The organism is Nocardiopsis flavescens (assembly GCF_900141985.1).
In the GTDB taxonomy this organism is placed as follows: Bacteria; Actinomycetota; Actinomycetes; order Streptosporangiales; family Streptosporangiaceae; genus Nocardiopsis; species Nocardiopsis flavescens.
In genome coordinates, this window is sequence record NZ_FQZK01000002.1 from 204,048 (window position 1) to 223,981 (window position 19,934).

Below are 19,934 nucleotides of genomic sequence, written 5' to 3' on the forward strand. Positions count from 1 at the left end.
GGGGGCGCCGGGGGATCTCCCGGCGCCCCCGCGCCGTCGCGCCGGGGCGGCCCGGGGTCAGGGCACCCAGAGGCCCAGGGACTCGGCCACCAGGGCCGGCCGCTCCTGCCCCTCGATCTCCACCGTGTGCCGGGTGGACACCAGGTACCCCTTGGGCCCCTTGCGCACCGAGGTGAGCTCCACCCCGTCGCGCAGCCGCGAGCCGACGGTCACGGGCTGGAGGAAGCGCACCTTGTCGAGGCCGTAGTTGATGGACATCGACGGCTTCCTCTCGACGCGGATGATCGCCTGGGAGAAGTGGGCGAGCAGGGACAGGCTGAGGAAGCCGTGCGCGATCGTGCGGCCGAAGGGCCCGGCCGCGGCCCGCTCCCCGTCCACGTGGATCCACTGGTGGTCCTCGGTCGCGTCGGCGAACCCGGTGATCCGCTCCTGGTCGACGGTGATCCAGTCGGTGTAGCCCAGGTGCTCGCCCTGGGCGGCGACCACCTCGTCGATATCGGCGAAAACGCGCACCACGCCTCCACGGTCCTGGGTCGGTCGAATGGTGCGGCAACTCTACCTAACGGTGTTCGGTTAGGGGAGGGGTCAACGGTCCCGGGCCGCCTCCCGGGTCCCGGAGGAGTCCACCAGCAGGGCCTCCTCGGTCCGCTCCGCCACGGCCGCCCGGTCCACCCCGTGCCCCAGGCCGCTCTCCGCGAGCGGGATCGGCACCACGCCCTCGTGCGCGCGCACCGGCGGCGCCACCAGCCCGTCGCGCCCCCGGTTGCCGGCACCGGGCATCTCCACCGGCAGCGACGCCCCCGACAGCGCGGCCAGCGCCACCGTCGCGGCCCGCCCCACCCCGGTCGCGGCCGACGAGCCGCACCACACCTTCCACCCGGCGTCCACCGCCAGGTCCACCGCCCGCCGGGCCGGGGTGAGCCCGCCCAGCCGCGACACGTCCACGTTCACCGCGCTCCCCGCCTCGGCCTCCACCGCCCGCCCCAGGTCCTCCAGGGAGTTCAGCGGTCGGCCCACCGCCACCGGCGTGCGCAGCTCGGCCGCCAGCCGCGCGTACGCCCCCAGGTCGCCGGGGGCGAAGGGGTCCTCCACCGCGAGCAGGCCCAGCCCGTCCAGCGCCACCAGCGCCTCCAGGTGCCGCTCCTGCGACTCCAGGTAGCGCCCGCCCGCGTCGGCCTGGAGCACGAGGAACGGGAACCGGGACCGCACCGCGTGCACCACCTCGGTGTCCCAGCCCGGCGCGATCTCCAGCCGGACGCGCCGGAAACCCGCCCCCACCTGCCGGTTGACCTCGATGATCAGCGTCTCGACGCTCACCGTCCGGGGCACCGTCACCCCCGCCGTCAGCGCCGTGCGCTCCCCGCCCAGGGCGTGCGCCAGCGGGGTGCCGCGCTGGCGGCTCCACAGGTCCCAGCAGGCCGTGTCCAGCGCGGCGGCCAGCGCCGGGTCCCAGGGCAGGGCGGCCCAGGCCGCACCCGCCTCCGTGGGACGCGCCCACGCGTGGTCCAGCAGGGCCGGGGCGTACGCCGAACGCAGCTCCGCCCACTGCCCCGGGGTCGCCCAGGGCACCTCGCCCCAGCCGCTGACGCCCTCGCCGTCGCCGATCCTCACCAGGACGGGGCCCTCCCCGGCCCCGCGGCGCGCCCGGCCCGGAGGCCGCAACCGGATCAGTTCGAGTTCGACGATCCGGGTCGCGGTCGTCGAGCCGGTGTGTCCCACGCTGTCCCACCTCGGTCCTCGTGGGCCCGTCTCGGTCCTCCGGCCCGCGGCCGGACACGGGCTCCGTTCCTCCACGACGGTACCCGTGCCCGCCCCCGCCGACCACCCCGAGCCGCGCGGACCTGCCCGAACGTCCCGGGCAGCGGGGACCTCCGGGAGCCCCGCCGCCCTGGAGCGCGCGCCCGGCGGGACGCTAGGCCAGGGCCTCCGCCAGCGGGAGGTGATCGAGGCCGTGGGCCTGGGCGACCGGCGCGGAGACGACCGAGCCCGCGTGCGTGTTGAGCCCGCCGGCCAGCGCCGCGTCCTCGGCCAGGGCCCGGCGCCAGCCCTTGTCGGCCAGGGCCGTCACGTACCGGAGCGTGTCCTTGGTCAGAGCGTGCGTCGAGGTGTTGGGCACCGCGCCCGGCATGTTCGCCACGCAGTAGAAGACCGTGTCGTGCACCCGGAAGGTGGGGTCGTCGTGGGTGGTGGGGCGCGAGTCCTCGAAGCAGCCGCCCTGGTCGACGGCGATGTCCACCAGCACCGAGCCGGGGCGCATGCGCGACACCAGCTCGTTGGAGACCAGCTTGGGGGCCCTGGCGCCCGGCACCAGCACCGCGCCGATGACCAGGTCCGACTCCAGCACCGACAGCTCCAGCTCGAAGGAGTTGGACGCCACCGTCCTGACCCGGCCGCGGTACAGCGCGTCCACGTGGCGCAGCTTGTCGACGTTGAGGTCCAGCACCGTGACGTCGGCCCCCATGCCCGCCGCGATCTGGACGGCGTTGAGGCCGGACACGCCCGCGCCGATCACCGTGACCCGGGCCGGGCGCACGCCCGGCACCCCGCCCATGAGCACGCCCCGGCCGCCGTTGGGCCGCTGGAGGGTGACCGAGCCGACCTGCGGGGCCAGTCGGCCCGCGACCTCCGACATGGGGGCCAGCAGCGGCAGGGAGCCGTCCGGCAGCTGCACGGTCTCGTAGGCGATGCCGGTGACGCCGCGGTCCAGCAGGGCGTCGGTGCAGGGGCGCGAGGCCGCCAGGTGCAGGTAGGTGAAGAGGGTCTGGCCCTTGCGCATCCGGTGGTACTCGGCCTCGACGGGTTCCTTCACCTTCAGGACCAGCTCGCCCGCGGCCCACACCTCGTCCGCCGTGTCGAGGATGCGGGCGCCCGCCGCCTCGTACTCCTCGTTCGTGATGGAGGAGCCCAGGCCCGCGTCCCGTTCGACGGACACCTCGTGTCCGCGGCGGGTCAGCTCGTGGACTCCGGCCGGGGTGACGGCCACACGGTACTCGTGGTTCTTGATCTCACGGGGCACGGCGACGTGCACGTTTCCTCCTGGATATCTCCGTTGATACCCCCACTGTCACCGGTGAAGGCACAGCGACACCATCGCCAACCTGGCAGCGTGTCGGCGATCTTGTTGACAGGGTGTCAGGCCCGGCCGTGGGGCGGGACACGTACGCCCGACGACGCGGGCATCCCGGAGACCCAGACCGTGCCGACCTCTCCGACCAGAGCCCTACCCGCGTAGGGGCTGGGATCCACGCGCGGGACCGGTACCGGCCGCTCCGGGGAGAAGGCCACCAGGTCGGCGTCGCACCCCGGCGCGATGCGCCCCTTGCCCGCCAGCCCCAGCAGCTCGGCGGGGGCCCGGGCCGTCCACCGCGACAGCAGGTCCAGGTCCGCCCCGCGGCGCCGGGCCGCCGTCCACAGCGCGGGCAGGCTCCACTCCAGGGTGTGCAGCCCGTGCGCGGGCAGGTGCCCCGAGGACACGGAGGTGATGGCCGAGCCCGGTTCCAGCAGGGCGCTCCACAGCGCCTTGCGGTTGGCGTCGGTGCGCACCGGCGGGCGGCAGGCGTGCGCGGGCGAGCGCGGGTCCAGCAGCTCCGCGGGCAGGCACAGGTAGTGCGGACAGGTCTGCGCGCTCAGCCCCACCCCGATCGACCCGGCCGCCGACAGCAGCGCCGCGCACTCGGCCGCGGTGAACGGCGCCACGTGCGTGCGCGTGCCCACCGACCTCGCCGCGGAGATCACCCGCTCCAGCCCCCGCCGCTCGGCCCGCGGCGGCCGCTGCTCCGCCGACACCGCGGGCGCGCCCAGCTCCCGGGCGTCCTCCGCGTGCACCAGCAGGACCGCGTCCAGTGCCGCCAGCTCCGCCATGGCCTTGCGCAGTCGGGAGTCGTCCAGCGCCGCCATGTCCGGGGCGCCCCCGTCCGACAGCGAGCACTGGAACGCCACCGCTCCCGCCGCCCGCAGGTCCGCCAGGTCCAGCGGGCCGCTGCCCGGTGCGACCCCGCCCAGGAAGTACAGCGACACCCGCGCCCCGGCCGCCGCCCGGCGGTGCGCCTGGAGGTCGTCGGCGCGGACCACCACGGGCCGCGCGGGTGCGGGGGAGACGACCAGCGTCGTGACCCCGCCGCGCAGCGCCGCGGCGCCCGCCGCCCGGTAGGAGTCCCCGAGCCCGGCGTCCGGGTCGTGCACACCGGTGCCCAGGTCCACGGCCCCCGGCAGCAGGGCGGTACCGCCCAGGTCGACCTCCTCGCGGGCCGACCAGCGGACCCCCGGGCCGGCCACCGCCTCGATCCGGCCGTCCCGGATGCCGACGGCGGCCGGGACCACCCCGTCCGGGGTGACCGTCCTCCCGGACCGGATCACCGTGTCGAAATCGGTCATCTCCTCTTCCCCTTCGGGTGTGTGCGCGTTCGGGCGACTGCGGCGGTCGGGCGTACAGCGGAAGGCCATGGAGAGGAGCATGGCGAGGGGCCCGCACGGGGGGCGGCGGGGGAGGCGCGGGGCGGGGACCCCGGCTGAGAGCACCGAGAGTATCGCGAAGAACACGCAAGGGAGGGGCGAACGCCACTTCCCGCCGCGGCCCCCGCGCCGCCGGCGTTCTCATACCACCCCCGACCGGCGGCGTGTAACGGACGGTTTACGCTGGAGTGCGCCGAGCCGCCCCTTGACGGCATCCCCCGCCTTGAACGACCTCGACGACGGAAGTGGCACGTGGCTCCTCCCGCAAAGATCACCCCGACCCCGGACCGCGCCGGGGCGCCCCGCGCGTCCGCCGCGCCGGTCCTGGCGGCGGTCGCCGCCGTCCTGTGCCTGGCCGGACTGGGCCTCACCCTGGTCCTGGGCGGCGCCGCCTTCCCCGAGGTCATCCCCGGCCTGCCCGACGCGGGCGACGCCGTCCGCTGGGGGCTGCCCCTGTCCAAGGCGGTCATGGAGACCGCGGGCGTGCTCACCATCGGCGCGCTGCTGCTCGCCGTCGTTCTGCTGCCCTCCGACAAGGGCCGCCTGTCCCGCCAGGCCGTCGGCTACGTCCACGCCGCCACCTGGAGCGCGCTCGCCTGGGCGGCGGGCGCCGTGGGCACCCTCTACTTCCAGGCGTCGGAGTTCCTCGCCCGGCCGCTGGGCCGGGTCAGCGTCGACGAGGTCACCGCCTACGCCGGATCGGTCTCCGGCGGCATCGCGCTGATGTTCGTCATCCTGCTCACCACCGGCATCCTGCTGTTCGGCCGCACCGTCACCGGTGCGACCGGCGCCCTGTGGCTGCTCGTCCTGGCCTTGGCCGCCACCACCCCGCCCGCGCTCACCGGCCACTCCGCCTCCGCCGGCGCCCACGAGCTGGCGGTCACCGGCCTGGCCCTGCACGTCATCACCATCAGTGTCTGGACCGGTGGCCTGGCCCTGCTCACCTTCCACGCGATGCGCGCGAGGGGCGACGCCGTGGAGACCGCCGCCGCCCGGTTCAGCCGCCTCGCCCTGTGGGCCTACGTCGGCGTCGCGATCAGCGGCCTGGCCAGCGCCCTCGCCCGGATCGAGTCGCTCGACGCCCTGCTGCGCACCGAGTACGGGCTGATCATCCTCGTCAAGGTCGTGCTGTTCGCCGTCCTGGGCGCCTTCGGGTACCTGCACCGCGAGTTCGCCCTCAAGGGGCTGGACGGCGCGGCCAAGGCACCCGGATGGCCCGCCCGGCGCCGCCTGCTCTTCCTGCGCATCGCCGCCGTCGAGGTGCTCGTCATGGCCCTCGTCATCGGCGTCTCCGTGGGCCTGGGCCGCACCGCGCCGCCCCCGCCGCTGGACAGCCGGGTGGACCCGGCCGCGCTCATCCTCGGCTTCCCCGTCCCGCCCCCCATGGACGCGGCCAACCTGCTCACGCTGTGGCGGCCCGACCTGTTCTTCATCATGCTCGTGGTCGTCGCCGGGGGCCTGTACGCCGCCGGGGTCGTCCGCCTGGTGCGCCGCGGCGACTCCTGGCCGGCCGGGCGCGCGGTCGCCTTCACGGCGGGCCTGCTCACCATCGTGGCCGTGCAGCTCAGCGGGTTCGCCACCTACGCCATGGTGCTGTTCTCGACCCACATGATCCAGCACATGGTGCTGTCGATGCTCACCCCGATCCTGCTGGTGCTGGGCGCGCCCGTCACCCTGGCGCTGCGGGCGCTGCACCCGGTGAAGCGGCGCGGCGACCGCGGGCCGCGCGAGTGGCTCAACCTGTTCCTGAACAGCCGGTACTCCAAGCTGGTGACGCACCCGGCGGTGGCGACGCCGCTGTTCATCCTCAGCCCCTACGCCCTGTACTTCACCCCGCTGTTCCCGACGCTCATGAACGACCACCTCGGCCACCTGTTCATGGGCGTGCACTTCCTGGTCACCGGGTTCCTCTTCTACTGGGTGATCGTCGGGATCGACCCGGCGCCCCGCAAGATGCCCTACCTGCTGCGCATCCTGCTCCTGCTGCTGGCCATGGGCTTCCACGCGTTCTTCGGCATCTCGATCATGATGCAGTCGGCGCCCATCGCCATGGACTACTACGGCCAGTTCGACGTCCCCTGGCTCGACGGCCTGGCCGAGGACCAGTACGCGGGCGGCGGCGTCGCCTGGGCGCTGGGCGAGATCCCGACGCTGCTGGTCATGCTGGCCCTGGTGGTGCAGTGGTCCCGCGACGACGAGAAGCAGGAGCGCCGCCGGGAGCGGCACGCCCGCCGCGACGGCTCCGACGACGCCGACCTGGACGCCTACAACGCCTACCTGGCCGAACTCGACCGCCGCAACAAGGCGATCTCGGGCGCGGAGGCGCCGGCCGCCGAGGAGAAGACGGCACAGGAGAAGGCCGCCGGGGAGAAGGCCGGCGACGACTGAGCCGGGAAGACGGAGGGGGCCCGCGGACCACCGGTCCGCGGGCCCCCGTGGTCTCCGGCGTCAGACGAACAGGGCGGCCAGGCCGGCCGTCAGCAGGCCCAGGGCCAGGCACAGCACCAGGCCCACCGCGAACACCGGCAGCGAGGGCCGCAGCACCGTCGCGTTGCCGCCCCGCCGCCCGGCCACCAGCGGGGACAGGCCGACGTTGACGGCGGCGGCGACCGCGGCCACACAGGAGGCCACCGCGAACCCCGTCCAGAAGCCCGCCCCGGACGAGAGCACGTTGATCGCGGCCAGCGTCGGCACCGCCACCAGCAGCGCCAGGGCGGCGGCCGCGAAGACCCTCTGGACCCCGGGCGAGATCCCGCCCGCGCGGCCCGAGGCCACCAGGAGCAGACCGACCAGGGCCGCCATCATGATGGCGCCCACGATTCCGAACACAGCGATGTCCACCAGCGAATTCACCCGGTCATTGTCCCACCGGTCCGCCGGCCCCCGCTCCCGGGTCAGCCGATGTGGCGGATGTGCGATCCGGCCGCGGTCTTGACCACCTTCAGCTGCCCGGTGATGCGGTGGCGCAGGTCGGCGACGTGGCTGACCACGCCCACCGCCCGGCCGCCGTCGCGCAGCCGGTCCAGCACGTCCAGCACCTCCTCCAGGGTGTCCTCGTCCAGGGTGCCGAACCCCTCGTCGACGAACAGGGTGTCGATGTCGGCGCCGCCCGCCTCCGCGCCCGCCACGTCGCCCAGCCCCAGGGCCAGCGCCAGGGAGCTGAAGAACGTCTCGCCGCCCGACAGCGTCGCCGGGTCGCGCTCGGCGCCGGTCCAGGCGTCCACCACCCGGATGCCCAGGCCGCCCGCCTTCTGGGCCCGGCCGTCGCTCACCGTCTTGTCCACGGTGTAGCGCAGCTCGTAGCGCCCGTCGGACATGGTGAACAGCCGGTCGTTGGCCGCCGCCACCACCTGCTCCAGGCGGGCCGCCAGCACGTACGCCGACAGCCGCACGCCGTCGGTGTTGTCCTTGGCCGTCCCCGCGGTCAGCGCCCGCATGCCCTCGGCGATCCGGTACCGGCGCAGCACCGGGCCGCAGGCGTCGGTCCGCTCGCGCAGCTCCCCCCGCAGCGCGGCGAGCCGGCCCGCCCGCTCCCGCCACAGCCCGCGCAGGGCCACCGCCCGCTCGGCCGCCAGGGAGGCCTCGTCGGCGGCGGACTTGAGCGCGGACAGGTCCGGGGGCGCCAGGTCGGCGGCGGCGACCAGCTCGGGGTCCTCCAGGGCCGCCCGCACGGCCGCCAGCGCGTCGTCGTGGACCCGCGCCTGGGCCTTCAGCTCGCGGCGCCCGCGTTCGTCCAGGGAGGCCGCCCGCGCCTGCGCCCCGTCGGTGAACCCGGCCGCGGCCAGGGCCTCGGCGAGGGAGGCCGCCGCGGCGTCCCGCTCCCGCTCGGCCCGTCCGTGCTCCTCCACGGCCTCCGCGGCCGCAGCCAGCAGCCCGGCGTCGGTGCGCAGGCTCCGCACCCGGGCGTCGAGGTCGGCCTCTCCGCCGGAGGCCCCCTCCAGGGAGGCGGCCAGCCGGTCGCGCTCCTCGGCCGCGCCGGCGCGGTGGGCGGCGGTCTCCGACCGCTGCCGGACCTGGTCCGCCTCGTGGGCCCGGGTCCGCTCCAGGCGGTCGGCGAGGCCCTCCAGCTCCGCTTCCAGGCGGTGCGCCTCCTCGACGGCGGTGCGGGCGCCGTCGCGGCTCCGGGTCAGCTCGGCGACCTCCTCGTCGGCCGCGGCGGAGTCGCGCCCCTCGGCCCGTTCCAGCGCGCCGGCCGCCCGCTCGCGCAGCGCGGCCACCCGCTCCTGAGCCGAGGACCGCCGCTGCGCGGCCACGTCGGCCGCGGTCTGGGCCGCGCGCTCGGCCTCCGCGGTGACCAGGCCCTCGGTCGCCTCCCGCGCCGGGGACGGGTGCTCCGGGGAGCCGCACACGGCGCACGGCTCGCCCTCCGCCAGCCCCAGGGCCAGCTCGGCGGCCATGTGGGTGATGCGCCGCTCCCGCAGCGCCAGCATGTCCTCCCGGGCGCTCTGGGCGGCGTCCACCGCGTCGCGGTGCGCCGCCTCGGCCCGTTCCAGCTCGCCGGCCAGGCGCCCGTGCTCGGCGACGGCGTCGCGGCGCTGGACGGCGGCCGCCAGGGCGGCCTCGACCGCCTCGGCCCGACCGGCCCTCTCCTGTGCCGCGCCCAGGCGTCCGCGCAGGTCACCGATGCGCACGGGCAGGTCGGCGAGGTGCCCGCGCACCCGTTCCAGGGTGTCGTCGATCCTGGCGAGGTGCCGGTCGAAGCGGGTGATCGCCTCGCGTCTGCCGGCCAGCCGCCGCGCGTCGTCGCGCAGGCGCTCGGCCCGGGCCAGCTCGTCCAGCCGCTCCCGCTCGGCGGCGCGGAGCCGCTCCGCCGTCGCGTCGGGGGCGAACGCGGCGGGCAGCAGGGCGAGCGCCTGGTCCCGCTCCAGCACGGCCTTGGCCAGGGCGGTGCGGCGGGCGTCGCGCTCGGCGAGCACCGGGAGCACCGAGGCCGCCCGCTCGGCGGCGGCCAGACCGGAGTCGACCCTGGCCCGCCACTCCGACTGCTCCATCAGCTCCCCGTGCCGGGCCCGCGCCCGGGCCAGCCGGGTGCGCCTGCGGTCCAGGGCCTGCGCCTCGGACAGCGCCAGGGCGGCGGCCTCGCGGTCGGCCACCACGGAGTCGACCACCGGCGCGACCTCGCCGGCCACCGCCGCGGTCATCGCGGTCAGCTCGCTCGCCCAGGCCCACAGCTCGTCGGTGTCCTCCGGCGCGGCGGACCGCCCGGTCTCGGCGATCCGCCCCGCCGTCTCCCGGATCCGCCGGTCGGCCGACTCCACCTCGCGGCGCAGCCCGCCGGCGTGCTCGGCGAACCAGTCCTCCAGCTCCCGGAACACGCCCGTGTTGAAGATCCGCTCCAGCGAGGCGCGCCGGTCCTTGGCGGAGGCGCGCAGGAAGCGGGAGAACTCGCCCTGGGGGAGCAGTACGATCTGGCAGAACTGGTCCAGGGTGAGCCCCACCAGGTCGCCGATGAACTGCCCGGCCTCGTCCGGGCGGGTGGTGACCCCCTCCCAGCGGTCGCCGGAGAGCTCCTGGACGGTGACCTTCTGGTTCTCGACCAGGGTGCCCGAGCCCCGCTTCTTGGGCCGCTCCCAGCGGGGGCGGCGCTCGACGCGGATGCGCCGTCCCCGCACGGTGCACTCCAGGTGCACCTCGGGGCGGCGGTCCAGCGGCGCGTGGTGGCTCTTGTAGGAGTCGTCCTTGCCCCGGGCCCCGGGCAGGGACCCGTACAGGGCGAAGCAGACGGCGTCCAGCACCGAGGTCTTGCCCGCCCCGGTGGGCCCGTGGATCAGGAACAGCCCGCCCGAGCCGAGCCGGTCGAAGTCGACGGTCTCGGTACCGGCGAACGGGCCGAAGGCCCGGACGGTCAGGGTGTGCAGGCGCATCAGCGCAGTCCTTCCCGGAGACGGACCTCTTCGACGGCGGCCTCGACCAGGGCCCTCTCCTCGGCGGTGGCGGGGACGCCGCGCGCCCACTCCACGAAGTCGCCGACCACGGCGCGCTCGGCCCGGCCTGCCACCGGCGCGGCCACCGGCCGGGTGGCGGGGGTGCCGCCCTCGGGGGCGAACTCCAGCACCAGCGTGTGCGGGAAGCGCTCGCGCAGCCGGTCCATGGGCTGGGCCGGGCGGCGTGCGTCGGTGAGCGTGACCTGGAGCCAATGGCCGGTGTACCGCTCCCACCGGGCGTCGCCGAGCAGGTCGTCCAGGCGTCCGCGGATCCGCGCCAGCGGGCGGGGCACGGGGGCGTCGACGAACTCGGCCCCGCCCAGCCCGCGGGCGTCCAGCTCCACCAGCCAGCACCCCTTGCGGTGGTGCTCCTCGGAGAAGGAGTAGGCCAGCGGGGTGCCCGAGTAGCGGACCGCGGGGGTGAGGGTCTGGCGCCCGTGCAGGTGGCCCAGGGCGGTGTAGTCGACCCCGGCGTAGACGGACGCGGGCACGTGCGAGGCGCCGCCCACGGAGATGTCGCGTTCGCTGTCGGAGGGCTCGCCGCCCGCGACGAAGGCGTGGGAGAGCACCACCGAGCGGGTGCCGGGCCGCCGGGCCAGGTCCGCGCGGACCAGGTCCATGGCGTGCGCCAGGGCCGCGGGGTGGCCGCGCTCGGCCAGGCCCCAGTGGTGGCGGGCGATCTCCGGCTCCAGGTAGGGGATGCCGTAGAACGCGACGGGGCCGTGGTCGTCGTCGATGAGCACCGGCTCCCCGATGCCGTCCAGGGCACTGCGCAGGTGGACGCCGGCGGCGTCGATGAGGTCGGAGGCGAACGAGAGGCGGGCCATGGAGTCGTGGTTGCCCGCGATGAGCACGGCCCGCGCCCCGGTGTCCCGGATGCGCCCCAGCGCCCGGTCGAACAGGCGCACGGCGTCCACCGGGGGCAGGGCGCGGTCGTACAGGTCGCCCGCCACGAGCACGACGTCGACCTCCCGTTCGCGGACGGTGTCGACGAGGTGGTCGAGGAAGGAGGCCTGGGCGTCGAGGAGGTTCTCCCGGTGGAAGGAGCGGCCCAGGTGCCAGTCGGAGGTGTGCAGCAACCGCATGGAACCGGACACTATCGAAGGGGCGGGGGTTCCGGGTGGGAATCCGCCGCCCTGTGGACAATGCCGCACCGCGCGGCGCGGGTGCCGCCGGCCGGTTCCGTGCACCGGCCGCGGTGCGGGGCGGCCCCGCCCCGGGTCCGCGCCCGCGGACCCGCGGCCGGGCGCGGGGTGCCCCGGCCGGCCCGCGCGGGCCGCTACTTCTTGCGGGCCAGGGTCAGGCCGTCGCCGATGGGCAGCAGGACCTGGGTGACCCGGTCGTCGGCCACCAGGTGCGCGTTGAAGTCGCGGATGCCCTGGACGTGGTCCGACGTCTCCGACGCGTCGACCACCCGGCCGTGCGAGAGCGTGTTGTCGGCCAGCAGGATCCCCCCGGGGCGCATGCGCGGGACGAGCTCCTCCCAGTAGCCGATGTAGCCCTCCTTGTCGGCGTCGATGAAGGCCAGGTCGAACCGGGGCTCCGCGGGCAGGGCGCGCAGGGACTCCAGCGCCGGGCCCAGCCGGAGCTCCACCTTGTCGGAGACCCCCGCCCGCTCCCAGTACCTGCGGGCGACCGACGTCCACTCGTCGCTGACGTCCAGGGCCAACAGGGTGCCGTCCTCGGGCAGGCCGCGGGCCAGGCAGATCGACGAGTAGCCGGTGAAGGTGCCGATCTCCACGGCGCTGCGGGCGCCGGAGATCCGGGTGAGCAGGGTGGTGAACGTGCCCTGCTCCGGGCCGATCTGCATCCCCTTGCTCGCGGGGAACAGGCGCGCGGTCTCCTCGACCAGGTCGGCCAGCACGTCGTCGAGCGGGGCGCCCTGCGCGACGAGGTATTCGTACAGTTCCGGCGTGAGGCTCTCTGTGGTTCGTGTCACGGCGCCCACCCTAGCCCCGCGGTCCCCGGTCCGGGAGGCCGCGGGGCACCGTGTCACTCGGGGCGGACGCGGACGAGCTCGCAGGCCTCCATGTCGTAGAGGTAGCCGCGCACGTCGTCCCCGTGGGGCAGCAGCGGCTCCGCCCGCAGGCGGCGGAAGCACTGGCGCAGTTCCTCCACCTCCCGGTCCCGGGCCATGAACTCCCCGGCCCACTGCGGCCGCATGCCGGTGTCCCGCCGTACCTCCTCGCGGAACACGTCCTCGGTCCGGTTGGTCATCCCGCAGCCGGTGTGGTGGACGACCACGATGGTGCGGGTGCCCATGAGGCGCTGGCTGATCACCAGTCCGCGCAGCGTGTCCTGGGTGATGACGCCGCCGGCGTTGCGCAGGACGTGCGCGTCCCCGATCCGCAGGCCCAGCAGTGCGAAGACGTCGATCCGGGCGTCCATACAGGTCACCACGGCGGTCGCCAGGGCCGGGTCGAACCGGGGGTCGGCGGCGACCGGGGCCGCGTTCGGGGCGCCCGCGGCGGCTTCGTCGAGCAGGCGGTCGATCGAGGGCATGGAGGGGCCACCTTGTTCCGTATTGTGCGTGAAAGCGCGAACACGGAGTGTGTTCGCCCGTCGGGCACGACCTTAGCCGCCGCGGGAGTGCCGCGGAGGCGGAACGGAGAGGTGAGGGGGAGGAAAGGAAAGGGCCCCGCCGACGGGGGTCGGACGGGGCGGGCGGGGTGGGGGAGGGGAGGTCAGCGCCCGTCGGGGAGCAGGGCCGGCCAGTCGAAGAGGTAGATGGAGCCGACGATGATGCCGACGGTGAGCAGGGGGGTGACCACCTTCTGCTCGACCGGGCCGTCGGTCTTGAAGCCCTTGTTCTGGCCGATGCGCTTCTTCCAGAAGGGCCAGAAGATCGGGACGCCCATCTTGGTGACCATGTCGCCGAAGAAGTGCAGGACCACGCCGAAGGCGACCGCCAGGCCCAGCCACGTGTAGTTGGTCCCCGCCGAGTACAGGGCCAGGGTGATGGCCGCGGTGGCCAGCGCGTTGATGATCCCCGACGCGGTCCGGTTCTTGTCCAGCCCGAAACCCAGGCCCTGGAGCGCGATGCCGATCAGCAGGAACACGAAGATCTGCACCGCCAGCTCCGACCACAGGGCCAGCAGTTGCACGAGCACGCCCATGAGGACGGCGAAGAAGAAGGAGTGGGTGCCCATCCGGTGGCCGCCGAAGAGGAACGACAGCATGTCGCTCAGCATCTCGGTGACCTTGCCGTAGGTCTTGGTGACCGTCGCGCTCTTGTGGTCCACGTCGGGGAGCAGGGCCGCCCCCGCGCACACCAGAGAGCCCGCGATGATCTCGCTCGGGCCGAGGTTGAAGTCCAGGCCCAGGAATTGCGTCCCCTGGACGAGCGGAACGACCGCCATCCAGCCGACCACGCCGCTCAGTGCGTGAGAGTGCCCCATCATGGCGGGAACCGTAGCGGAGTATGCCGAACAGTGCCAAGGCGGAGCCATTACGGTCGCCTCATTTGCCACTTAACACCCGGGAAACCCCGCTGTGTCGTCGCTCGGCCGCGAATGTATTGCGATGTCACGGCGCACCTTGGAGATCATTGACGCTCGTCTCGGTCCGTTGGTAGACAACCAACAACCCCCGGGTGGCCCAGGCCACCACCCCACGATCCTGACAGGGGCCGAGATGCACTCTCACCATCCTCCGACCGTGTCCGCGCTCCGCAGGGCGGCGACCGCGGCGACCGTGCCGCTGCTGGTCGTCGGCACCGCCGCCGCCCCGGCGGCGGCCGACGCGGCCTCCCCCGCGGGGAGCACCCTGACCGTGGCGGTCGCCCAGCAGGTGGACTCCTTCAACCCGTTCACCGCGCAGCTCGCCGTCACGACCAACATCCTGTCCCACGTGTACGACCCGCTGGTCTCCAACGACCAGGAGACGAGCAACCCCGCCCCGGCCCTGGCGGAGAGCTGGGACACCAGTGACGACGGTCTGACCTGGACCTTCCACCTGCGCGACGACGTCGCCTTCTCCGACGGCGAGCCGCTCACCTCCGACGACGTGGCCTGGACGTTCACCACGATCATGGAGAACGAGGCGGCCGCCATCGCCAACGGCAGCTACGTCACCGCGTTCGAGGAGGTCACCGCGCCCGACGACCACACCGTCGTCGTCGAGCTCTCCGAGCCGCAGGCCACCATGGAGTCGCTGACGATCCCCATCGTGCCCCGGCACGTGTGGGAGCCGATCGTCGAGGCCGAGGGCGACGCCTTCGCCGAGTACACGGGCGAGGACCTGCCCAGCGTCGGCAGCGGGCCGTTCGTCCTCACCGCGCACGACCGCGGCCAGAGCATCACCCTGGAGGCCGCCCCCGACCACTGGAACGGCGCCCCCGGGTTCGACAACCTCGTCTTCCGCTACTACGCGGAGAAGGACGCCGCAGTCGAGGCCCTGCGCAGCGGCGAGGTCTCCTTCGTCTACGAGCTGACCGCCGCCCAGGCCGACGCCCTGTCCGAGGCATCCGACATCGCGGTCAACTTCGCCGACGGCAAGCGGTTCCAGGCGTTCACCGTCAACCCGGGCGCCCGCACCCAGGACGGCGACGAGTTCGGCGACGGGCACCCCGCCCTCCGGGACCGCACGCTGCGCCAGGCCATCGTGATGGCGATCGACAACCAGGAGATCGTGGACAAGGCCCACGGCGGACGCGCCACCGCGGCCGGCGGCTACATCCCCTCCCGCTACACCGACTTCCACTGGTCGCCGGAGGGGGATGAGGCCGTCCTCGGCTTCGACCCCGACGCCGCCAACGCCATGCTCGACGAGGCGGGCTACGAGACCGGCGACGACGGCGTGCGCGTTTCGCCCGACGGCGACCGCCTCGAACTGCGCATGCACGTCCACCAGGACCGGCCCGACAACGTCAGCGCCGGCAAGGTCATCGTGGAGCGCCTGGCCGACATCGGCGTCGAGGTTGAGAACCTCACCGTCGACCCCGGCGTGCTCAGCGACGCCCTCTACGCCGCCGAGTACGACCTGATCTTCACCGGGTGGACGGTCAACCCCGACCCCGACTACGTGTTCGGCATCCACACCTGCGACGCGCTGCCCACCGAGCCCGGCACCATGCAGGGCGACGCCTACTTCTGCAACGAGGAGTACGACGGGCTCTACGCGGACCAGCTGCGGGAGTACGACCGGGCCGCGCGCGCGGAGGTCATCCACGACCTCCAGCGCATCCTCTACGAGGAGGCCGTCGTCAACGTCCTGACCTACCCGGACATCCGGGAGGCCTACCGGACCGACCACATCGAGGAGGGCACCCTCCTCACCCAGCCCGCCGAGGGCGGCAACATCTGGGGCCAGGACGGGTACTGGGCGTTCTGGGCGGCGCAGCCCGCCGAGGCCGGGTCCGGCCCGGGCGGGGGCGGCCCGTCCACCGGTGTCTGGATCGGCATCGGCGCGGCCGCCCTGGTGCTCGTGGCCGGGGGCGCGTTCCTCGTCTTCCGCCGCCGGGCCACAGCGGAGGACCGCGAGTGACCGGCTCCCCCGTCGCGGCCCCGCCCGGGGCGCAGGAGAACCCCTCCTCCGCCCCGGCGGCGGCCGCCGCCCGAGGCCGCGCGGGCCGCGTGCTCCGCTACATCGGCGGCCGGCTGCTCACCGCGGCGCTCTCCCTGGCCGGGGTGGTCGTCGCGGGGTTCTTCCTGTTCCGCATCCTGCCCGGCGACCCCGTCCGCGCCATGACCGAGGGCCGCGAGGTCACCGCGGAGCAGCGCGAGGAGCTGCGCCGCCAGTTCGGGCTGGACCAGCCGCTGTGGCAGCAGTTCCTCGACTACGCCCTGGGCCTGTTCCGGATGGACCTGGGCACCTCGTTCCAGTACCGCAGGCCGGTGGCCGAGCTGATCCTGGACGCGCTGGGCCCCACGGTCCTGCTCGCCGGGACCGGCACCGTCATCGCCGCCCTGCTCGGCCTGCTCCTGGGCGTGCGCTCGGGGTGGCGGCCCGGGGGAGCGGCCGACCGGGTGAACACGACCGTCGCCCTGTTCTTCTGGTCGGTGCCGACGTTCTGGCTGGGCCTGCTCCTCATCGTGCTGTTCGCCTCCGGCCGCGACCCGCTGCCCGGGCTGTTCCCGACCGGCGGTATGACCACCCCCGGCGTCACCGGGGCCTGGGACGTGGCCCTCGACACCGCCTGGCACATGGTCCTGCCGGTCACCACCATGGTCGCGGTCATCTACGCGCAGTACCTGATGATCATGCGCTCCTCCCTCATGGACGAGAAGGGCGCCGACTACCTGACCACGGCGCGGGCCAAGGGCCTGCGCGACACCCTGGTGCGCCGCAGGCACGCCGTGCCCAACGCCCTGCTGCCCACCGTCACCCTGATTTTCCTCAACCTGGGGCAGGTGGTCTCCGGCGTCATCCTCGTCGAGACCGTCTTCTCGTGGCCCGGGCTGGGGCGCCTGTTCTACTCCGGCCTGAGCGTGCCCGACCTGGGCCTGGTCCAGGGCCTGTTCGTGGTCTTCGCGGCCTCGGTGATCGTCATGAACCTCGTCGCCGACCTGGTCTACCCGCTGCTCGACCCCAGGGTGCGCCCATGAACACCGCCGCGGCCCCGCCGCCCTCCCCGCGGGCCCTTGCCCGCCGCAGGCGCCGCGAGGCCCTGCGCTCGTTCGCCCGCGAGTACGCGCGCCGCCGCGCCGGCATGGTCGGCCTGGCCGGCCTGCTCGCCCTGGTCGTGCTCGCCCTGGCGGCCCCGCTGCTGGTGGACCCGGGCGACCTCACCGTCACCCGGGCGCCCGGTGCCGCGTTCGAGCCGCCCAGCGCCCGGTTCCCGCTGGGCACCGACGACTACGGCCGGTCCATCCTCGACCTCATCATCTGGGGGTCCCGGGTCTCGCTGGCCGTGGGTTTCCTGGCCACCGTGGTCTCGGTGTCGCTGGGGACCCTGGTCGGGATCACCGCGGGCCACTTCGGGGCGGGCGGGGGCGCCGCCGGGCGCCTGCTGTCGTCGGTCCTGATGCGGCTCACCGACTGGTTCCTGGTGCTGCCCACGCTGGTCCTGGCCGTGGCCCTGGCCGCGGTGCTGCCGCGCGGCACGGGCACGATCATCCTGGCCATCGGCCTGACGGTGTGGCCCGCCACCGCGCGCCTGGTGCGCGCGCAGACCCTGGCGGTGGAGGCCCGGCCCTACGTGGAGCGGGCCCGCGCCCTGGGCGGCGGCCACCTGCACGTCATGGCCTGGCACGTGCTGCCCAACGTGCTCCCGGTCGTGCTGGCCCAGACCACCCTGCTGGTGGCGACCTCCATCATCGCCGAGTCCACCCTGGCCTTCCTGGGCGTGGGCGACCCCACCACCATCTCCTGGGGCGGGATCCTGGAGAGCGCCCGCAACGCGGGCGCGATCAGCTCCGGGATCTGGTGGTACATGATCCCGCCCGGACTGGCGATCGCCCTGGTCGCCCTCGCGTTCACCCTGTGCGGCCGAGCCCTGGAGGCCGTCATCGACCCCCGACTGAGGGAGCAGCGTTGACCTCCCTTCTCGACGTGCGCGACCTGCACGTGACGTACCGGTCCGGCGGCGGCGAAGTCCCCGCCGTACGCGGTGTGGACCTGTCCCTGGACCCGGGCGGGACGCTCGGCCTGGCCGGCGAGTCCGGCAGCGGCAAGTCCACGGTGGCCCTGGCGCTGCTGCGGCTGCTGCCCGAGACGGCCCGGGTCACCGGGGCCGTGGAGCTGGCCGGCGAGGACGTCCTCACCATGCGGTGGGGGCGGCTGCGCGCGGTCCGGTGGTCGGAGGCGGCCATCGTGTTCCAGGGCGCCATGCACTCGCTGAACCCGGTGCGCCGGGTCGGCGAGCAGATCGCCGAGCCGCTGCTGATCCACCGGACGGTCCCGCGGGAGCGGGTCGGCGACCGCGTCGCCGAACTCCTGGAACAGGTGGGCCTGCCCGCCTCCCGGGCCGCGGACCACCCCCACCAGCTGTCCGGCGGGCAGCGCCAGCGGGTCATGATCGCGATGGCCCTGGCCTGCGAGCCGCGGCTCATCGTGGCCGACGAGGCGACGACCGCCCTGGACGTGATGATCCAGGCGCAGATCCTCGCCCTGCTCAAGCGCCTGGTCGCCGAGCACGGCATCGGCATGCTGATGATCAGCCACGACCTGTCCGTGCTCGCCGACACCTGCGACCGGGTCGCGGTGATGTACGCGGGACGGGTCGTGGAGGAGGGCCCGGCCCGCGAGGTGATGGGCGCGCCCGCGCACCCCTACGCGGCGGCGCTGGGCGCGGCGTTCCCCAGGATCGGGGACCCGGCGTCCCGGCGGGCCCCGCGCGGCCTGCCCGGAGACCCCCCCGATCCCGCCGACCCGCCCCCGGGCTGCGTGTTCCGGCCGCGCTGCCCGGTGGCCGAGGAGGTGTGCGCGACGGTCGACCCGCCGCTGTGGCCGGTCGCGCCGGACGCCGGCGGGCGGTCCCCGCGGCGCGCCGCCTGCGTCCACGTGGGGCCGGTCGGGGAGGGGGTCCGATGAGCACCGTGGAGACCGGCGCCGAGGCGCCCGCGCCCGGGGGCGGCGACGGCACCCCGGTCCTGCGCGCCCGGGGCGTGCGGGTCGTGTTCACCTCCGGGTTCGGCGGCGGCAGGGCCGCCGCGCGCGCCGTGGACGGCGTGGACCTGGACGTGGCCCCGGGGGAGATCGTCGCCCTGGTGGGGGAGTCCGGCTGCGGCAAGACGACCCTGGGCCGGGTGCTGCTGGGGCTGGAGCGCCCGACCTCCGGGACGGTGGAGTTCGAGGGGGACCCGCTGGGGTACTCCTCCCGCGACCTGCGCGCCTACCGGCGCCGTGTGCAGCTGGTCCAGCAGGACCCGACGGGCTCGCTCAACCCCCGGCGCACCGTCTACGAGTCGGTCGCCGAAGGGCTGCGCATCCACGGGGGGACCACCGCCGACGAGGCCGAGCGGGTGACCCGGGCGCTGTCCCGGGCCGGCCTGCGGCCGCCGGAGCGGTTCCTGTCCCGGTACCCGTACGAGCTCTCGGGCGGCCAGCGCCAGCGCGTGGTGATCGCCGGGGCGCTGGTGCTGGAGCCGGAGGTGCTGGTGGCCGACGAGCCGGTGGCGTCCCTGGACGCCTCGGTGCGCGGCGAGATCCTGCGCCTGCTGCTGGAGCTGCGCGACGAGCTGGGGCTGTCGGCCCTCATCGCCACCCACGACCTGGGGCTGGCGTGGAACATCGCCGACCGGGTCGCCGTGATGTACCTGGGCCGGGTGGTGGAGCTGGGGACGGTGGAGGAGGTCCTGTCGGAGCCCCGGCACCCGTACACCCGGGCGCTGCTGTCGGTGCTGCCCGAGGCCGGGGGCGACCCGGTGGTCCTGGCGGGGGAGCCGCCCGACCCCAAGAAGGTGCCGGGGGGCTGCCGGTTCCATCCGCGCTGCCCGGTCCTGGCCTCGGGGGAGGCCGGGCGGGCGGGCGTGGCCGACCGCTGCCGCACCGAGGACCCGGGGGTCCTGCCCGGCGGCGCGGGAGCGCACACCACCGCCTGCCACTGGGCGCGCGCCCGGGAGGGGACGTCTCCCGGGACGGCCTGAGGAAACGCCCGGGGCCGTCCAGAAGCGGACG

16 protein-coding genes are annotated in these 19,934 nt (G+C 74.8%); 6 read left to right on the forward strand and 10 right to left on the reverse strand.

Annotated features, from left to right (window positions below; genetic code table 11):
• Window positions 1-57 precede the first annotated feature (57 nt).
• The 4 genes from BUE45_RS05245 to BUE45_RS05260 all read right to left on the reverse strand — a co-directional run bounded on the left by BUE45_RS05245 (window position 58) and on the right by BUE45_RS05260 (window position 4,374).
• Entirely contained in the window at window positions 58-513 is a 456-nt protein-coding gene (locus BUE45_RS05245) for a MaoC family dehydratase (protein ID WP_178378465.1), read from the reverse strand.
• Window positions 514-585: 72 nt separating this feature from the next.
• Complete coding sequence (locus BUE45_RS05250) at window positions 586-1,719, reverse strand: enolase C-terminal domain-like protein (protein WP_073375774.1); 1,134 nt, start codon at window positions 1,717-1,719, stop codon at window positions 586-588.
• Between the two features lie 193 nt (window positions 1,720-1,912).
• Window positions 1,913-3,028: an alanine dehydrogenase gene (gene ald / locus BUE45_RS05255; RefSeq protein ID WP_073375776.1), complete on the reverse strand. Its 1,116-nt coding sequence runs from the start codon at window positions 3,026-3,028 to the stop codon at window positions 1,913-1,915.
• Window positions 3,029-3,132: 104 nt separating this feature from the next.
• Window positions 3,133-4,374: an amidohydrolase family protein gene (locus BUE45_RS05260; RefSeq protein ID WP_073375778.1), complete on the reverse strand. Its 1,242-nt coding sequence runs from the start codon at window positions 4,372-4,374 to the stop codon at window positions 3,133-3,135.
• Window positions 4,375-4,704: 330 nt separating this feature from the next.
• On the opposite strand from BUE45_RS05260, the gene BUE45_RS05265 reads away from it, so the two are divergent.
• Window positions 4,705-6,840 carry a bifunctional copper resistance protein CopD/cytochrome c oxidase assembly protein gene (locus BUE45_RS05265; protein WP_073375780.1) on the forward strand — a complete coding sequence of 712 codons (2,136 nt, stop codon included), beginning with the start codon at window positions 4,705-4,707 and terminating at the stop codon, window positions 6,838-6,840.
• Window positions 6,841-6,900: 60 nt separating this feature from the next.
• On the opposite strand, the gene BUE45_RS05270 is transcribed toward BUE45_RS05265, so the two are convergent.
• The 6 genes from BUE45_RS05270 to BUE45_RS05295 form a co-directional block, all read right to left on the reverse strand.
• Window positions 6,901-7,305 carry a hypothetical protein gene (locus BUE45_RS05270; protein ID WP_245832824.1) on the reverse strand — a complete coding sequence of 135 codons (405 nt, stop codon included), beginning with the start codon at window positions 7,303-7,305 and terminating at the stop codon, window positions 6,901-6,903.
• Window positions 7,306-7,346: 41 nt separating this feature from the next.
• Complete coding sequence (locus BUE45_RS05275) at window positions 7,347-10,316, reverse strand: AAA family ATPase (RefSeq protein ID WP_073375783.1); 2,970 nt, start codon at window positions 10,314-10,316, stop codon at window positions 7,347-7,349.
• Complete coding sequence (locus BUE45_RS05280; RefSeq protein WP_073375785.1) at window positions 10,316-11,461, reverse strand: exonuclease SbcCD subunit D; 1,146 nt, start codon at window positions 11,459-11,461, stop codon at window positions 10,316-10,318. Before BUE45_RS05280 ends, BUE45_RS05275 begins: the two co-directional genes overlap by 1 nt.
• A gap of 194 nt (window positions 11,462-11,655) precedes the next feature.
• Window positions 11,656-12,315 (reverse strand): O-methyltransferase, encoded by a 660-nt coding sequence (locus BUE45_RS05285; RefSeq protein ID WP_073376428.1) that lies wholly within the window; start codon window positions 12,313-12,315, stop codon window positions 11,656-11,658.
• Window positions 12,316-12,368: 53 nt separating this feature from the next.
• On the reverse strand, window positions 12,369-12,878 hold the full coding sequence (locus BUE45_RS05290; RefSeq protein WP_073375787.1) for a beta-class carbonic anhydrase: 510 nt from the start codon (window positions 12,876-12,878) through the stop codon (window positions 12,369-12,371).
• Between the two features lie 182 nt (window positions 12,879-13,060).
• Window positions 13,061-13,777, reverse strand: coding sequence for a metal-dependent hydrolase (locus BUE45_RS05295; protein WP_073375789.1), 717 nt, complete (start codon window positions 13,775-13,777; stop codon window positions 13,061-13,063).
• A 232-nt stretch (window positions 13,778-14,009) separates the two neighbouring features.
• On the opposite strand from BUE45_RS05295, the gene BUE45_RS05300 reads away from it, so the two are divergent.
• From BUE45_RS05300 to BUE45_RS05320, 5 genes are read left to right on the forward strand one after another with little or no spacing between them, the layout of a single operon-like run.
• Entirely contained in the window at window positions 14,010-15,860 is a 1,851-nt protein-coding gene (locus BUE45_RS05300) for an ABC transporter substrate-binding protein (protein WP_073375791.1), read from the forward strand.
• The gene (locus BUE45_RS05305; RefSeq protein ID WP_073375797.1) at window positions 15,857-16,921 is read left to right on the forward strand and encodes an ABC transporter permease; all 1,065 of its coding nucleotides are present in this window, start codon (window positions 15,857-15,859) and stop codon (window positions 16,919-16,921) included. The genes BUE45_RS05300 and BUE45_RS05305 overlap by 4 nt, the downstream gene beginning before the upstream one ends.
• A complete protein-coding gene (locus BUE45_RS05310; protein ID WP_073375801.1) occupies window positions 16,918-17,853 on the forward strand; it encodes an ABC transporter permease in 936 nt (311 codons plus the stop codon). The genes BUE45_RS05305 and BUE45_RS05310 overlap by 4 nt, the downstream gene beginning before the upstream one ends.
• Window positions 17,850-18,848, forward strand: coding sequence for an ABC transporter ATP-binding protein (locus BUE45_RS05315; RefSeq protein ID WP_073375806.1), 999 nt, complete (start codon window positions 17,850-17,852; stop codon window positions 18,846-18,848). Before BUE45_RS05310 ends, BUE45_RS05315 begins: the two co-directional genes overlap by 4 nt.
• Window positions 18,845-19,903: an ABC transporter ATP-binding protein gene (locus tag BUE45_RS05320; protein WP_073375808.1), complete on the forward strand. Its 1,059-nt coding sequence runs from the start codon at window positions 18,845-18,847 to the stop codon at window positions 19,901-19,903. Before BUE45_RS05315 ends, BUE45_RS05320 begins: the two co-directional genes overlap by 4 nt.
• Window positions 19,904-19,934: the final 31 nt, after the last annotated feature.

Bases quoted from the DNA above. Each gene is read 5' to 3' on its own strand.
- BUE45_RS05260 (WP_073375778.1), bottom strand. From the start codon at position 4,374: ATGACCGATTTCGACACGGTGATCCGGTCCGGGAGGACGGTCACCCCG.
- BUE45_RS05275 (WP_073375783.1), bottom strand. From the start codon at position 10,316: ATGCGCCTGCACACCCTGACCGTCCGGGCCTTCGGCCCGTTCGCCGGT.
- BUE45_RS05280 (WP_073375785.1), bottom strand. From the start codon at position 11,461: ATGCGGTTGCTGCACACCTCCGACTGGCACCTGGGCCGCTCCTTCCAC.
- BUE45_RS05290 (WP_073375787.1), bottom strand. From the start codon at position 12,878: ATGCCCTCGATCGACCGCCTGCTCGACGAAGCCGCCGCGGGCGCCCCG.
- BUE45_RS05295 (WP_073375789.1), bottom strand. From the start codon at position 13,777: ATGATGGGGCACTCTCACGCACTGAGCGGCGTGGTCGGCTGGATGGCG.
- BUE45_RS05300 (WP_073375791.1), top strand. From the start codon at position 14,010: ATGCACTCTCACCATCCTCCGACCGTGTCCGCGCTCCGCAGGGCGGCG.
- BUE45_RS05310 (WP_073375801.1), top strand. From the start codon at position 16,918: ATGAACACCGCCGCGGCCCCGCCGCCCTCCCCGCGGGCCCTTGCCCGC.
- BUE45_RS05320 (WP_073375808.1), top strand. From the start codon at position 18,845: ATGAGCACCGTGGAGACCGGCGCCGAGGCGCCCGCGCCCGGGGGCGGC.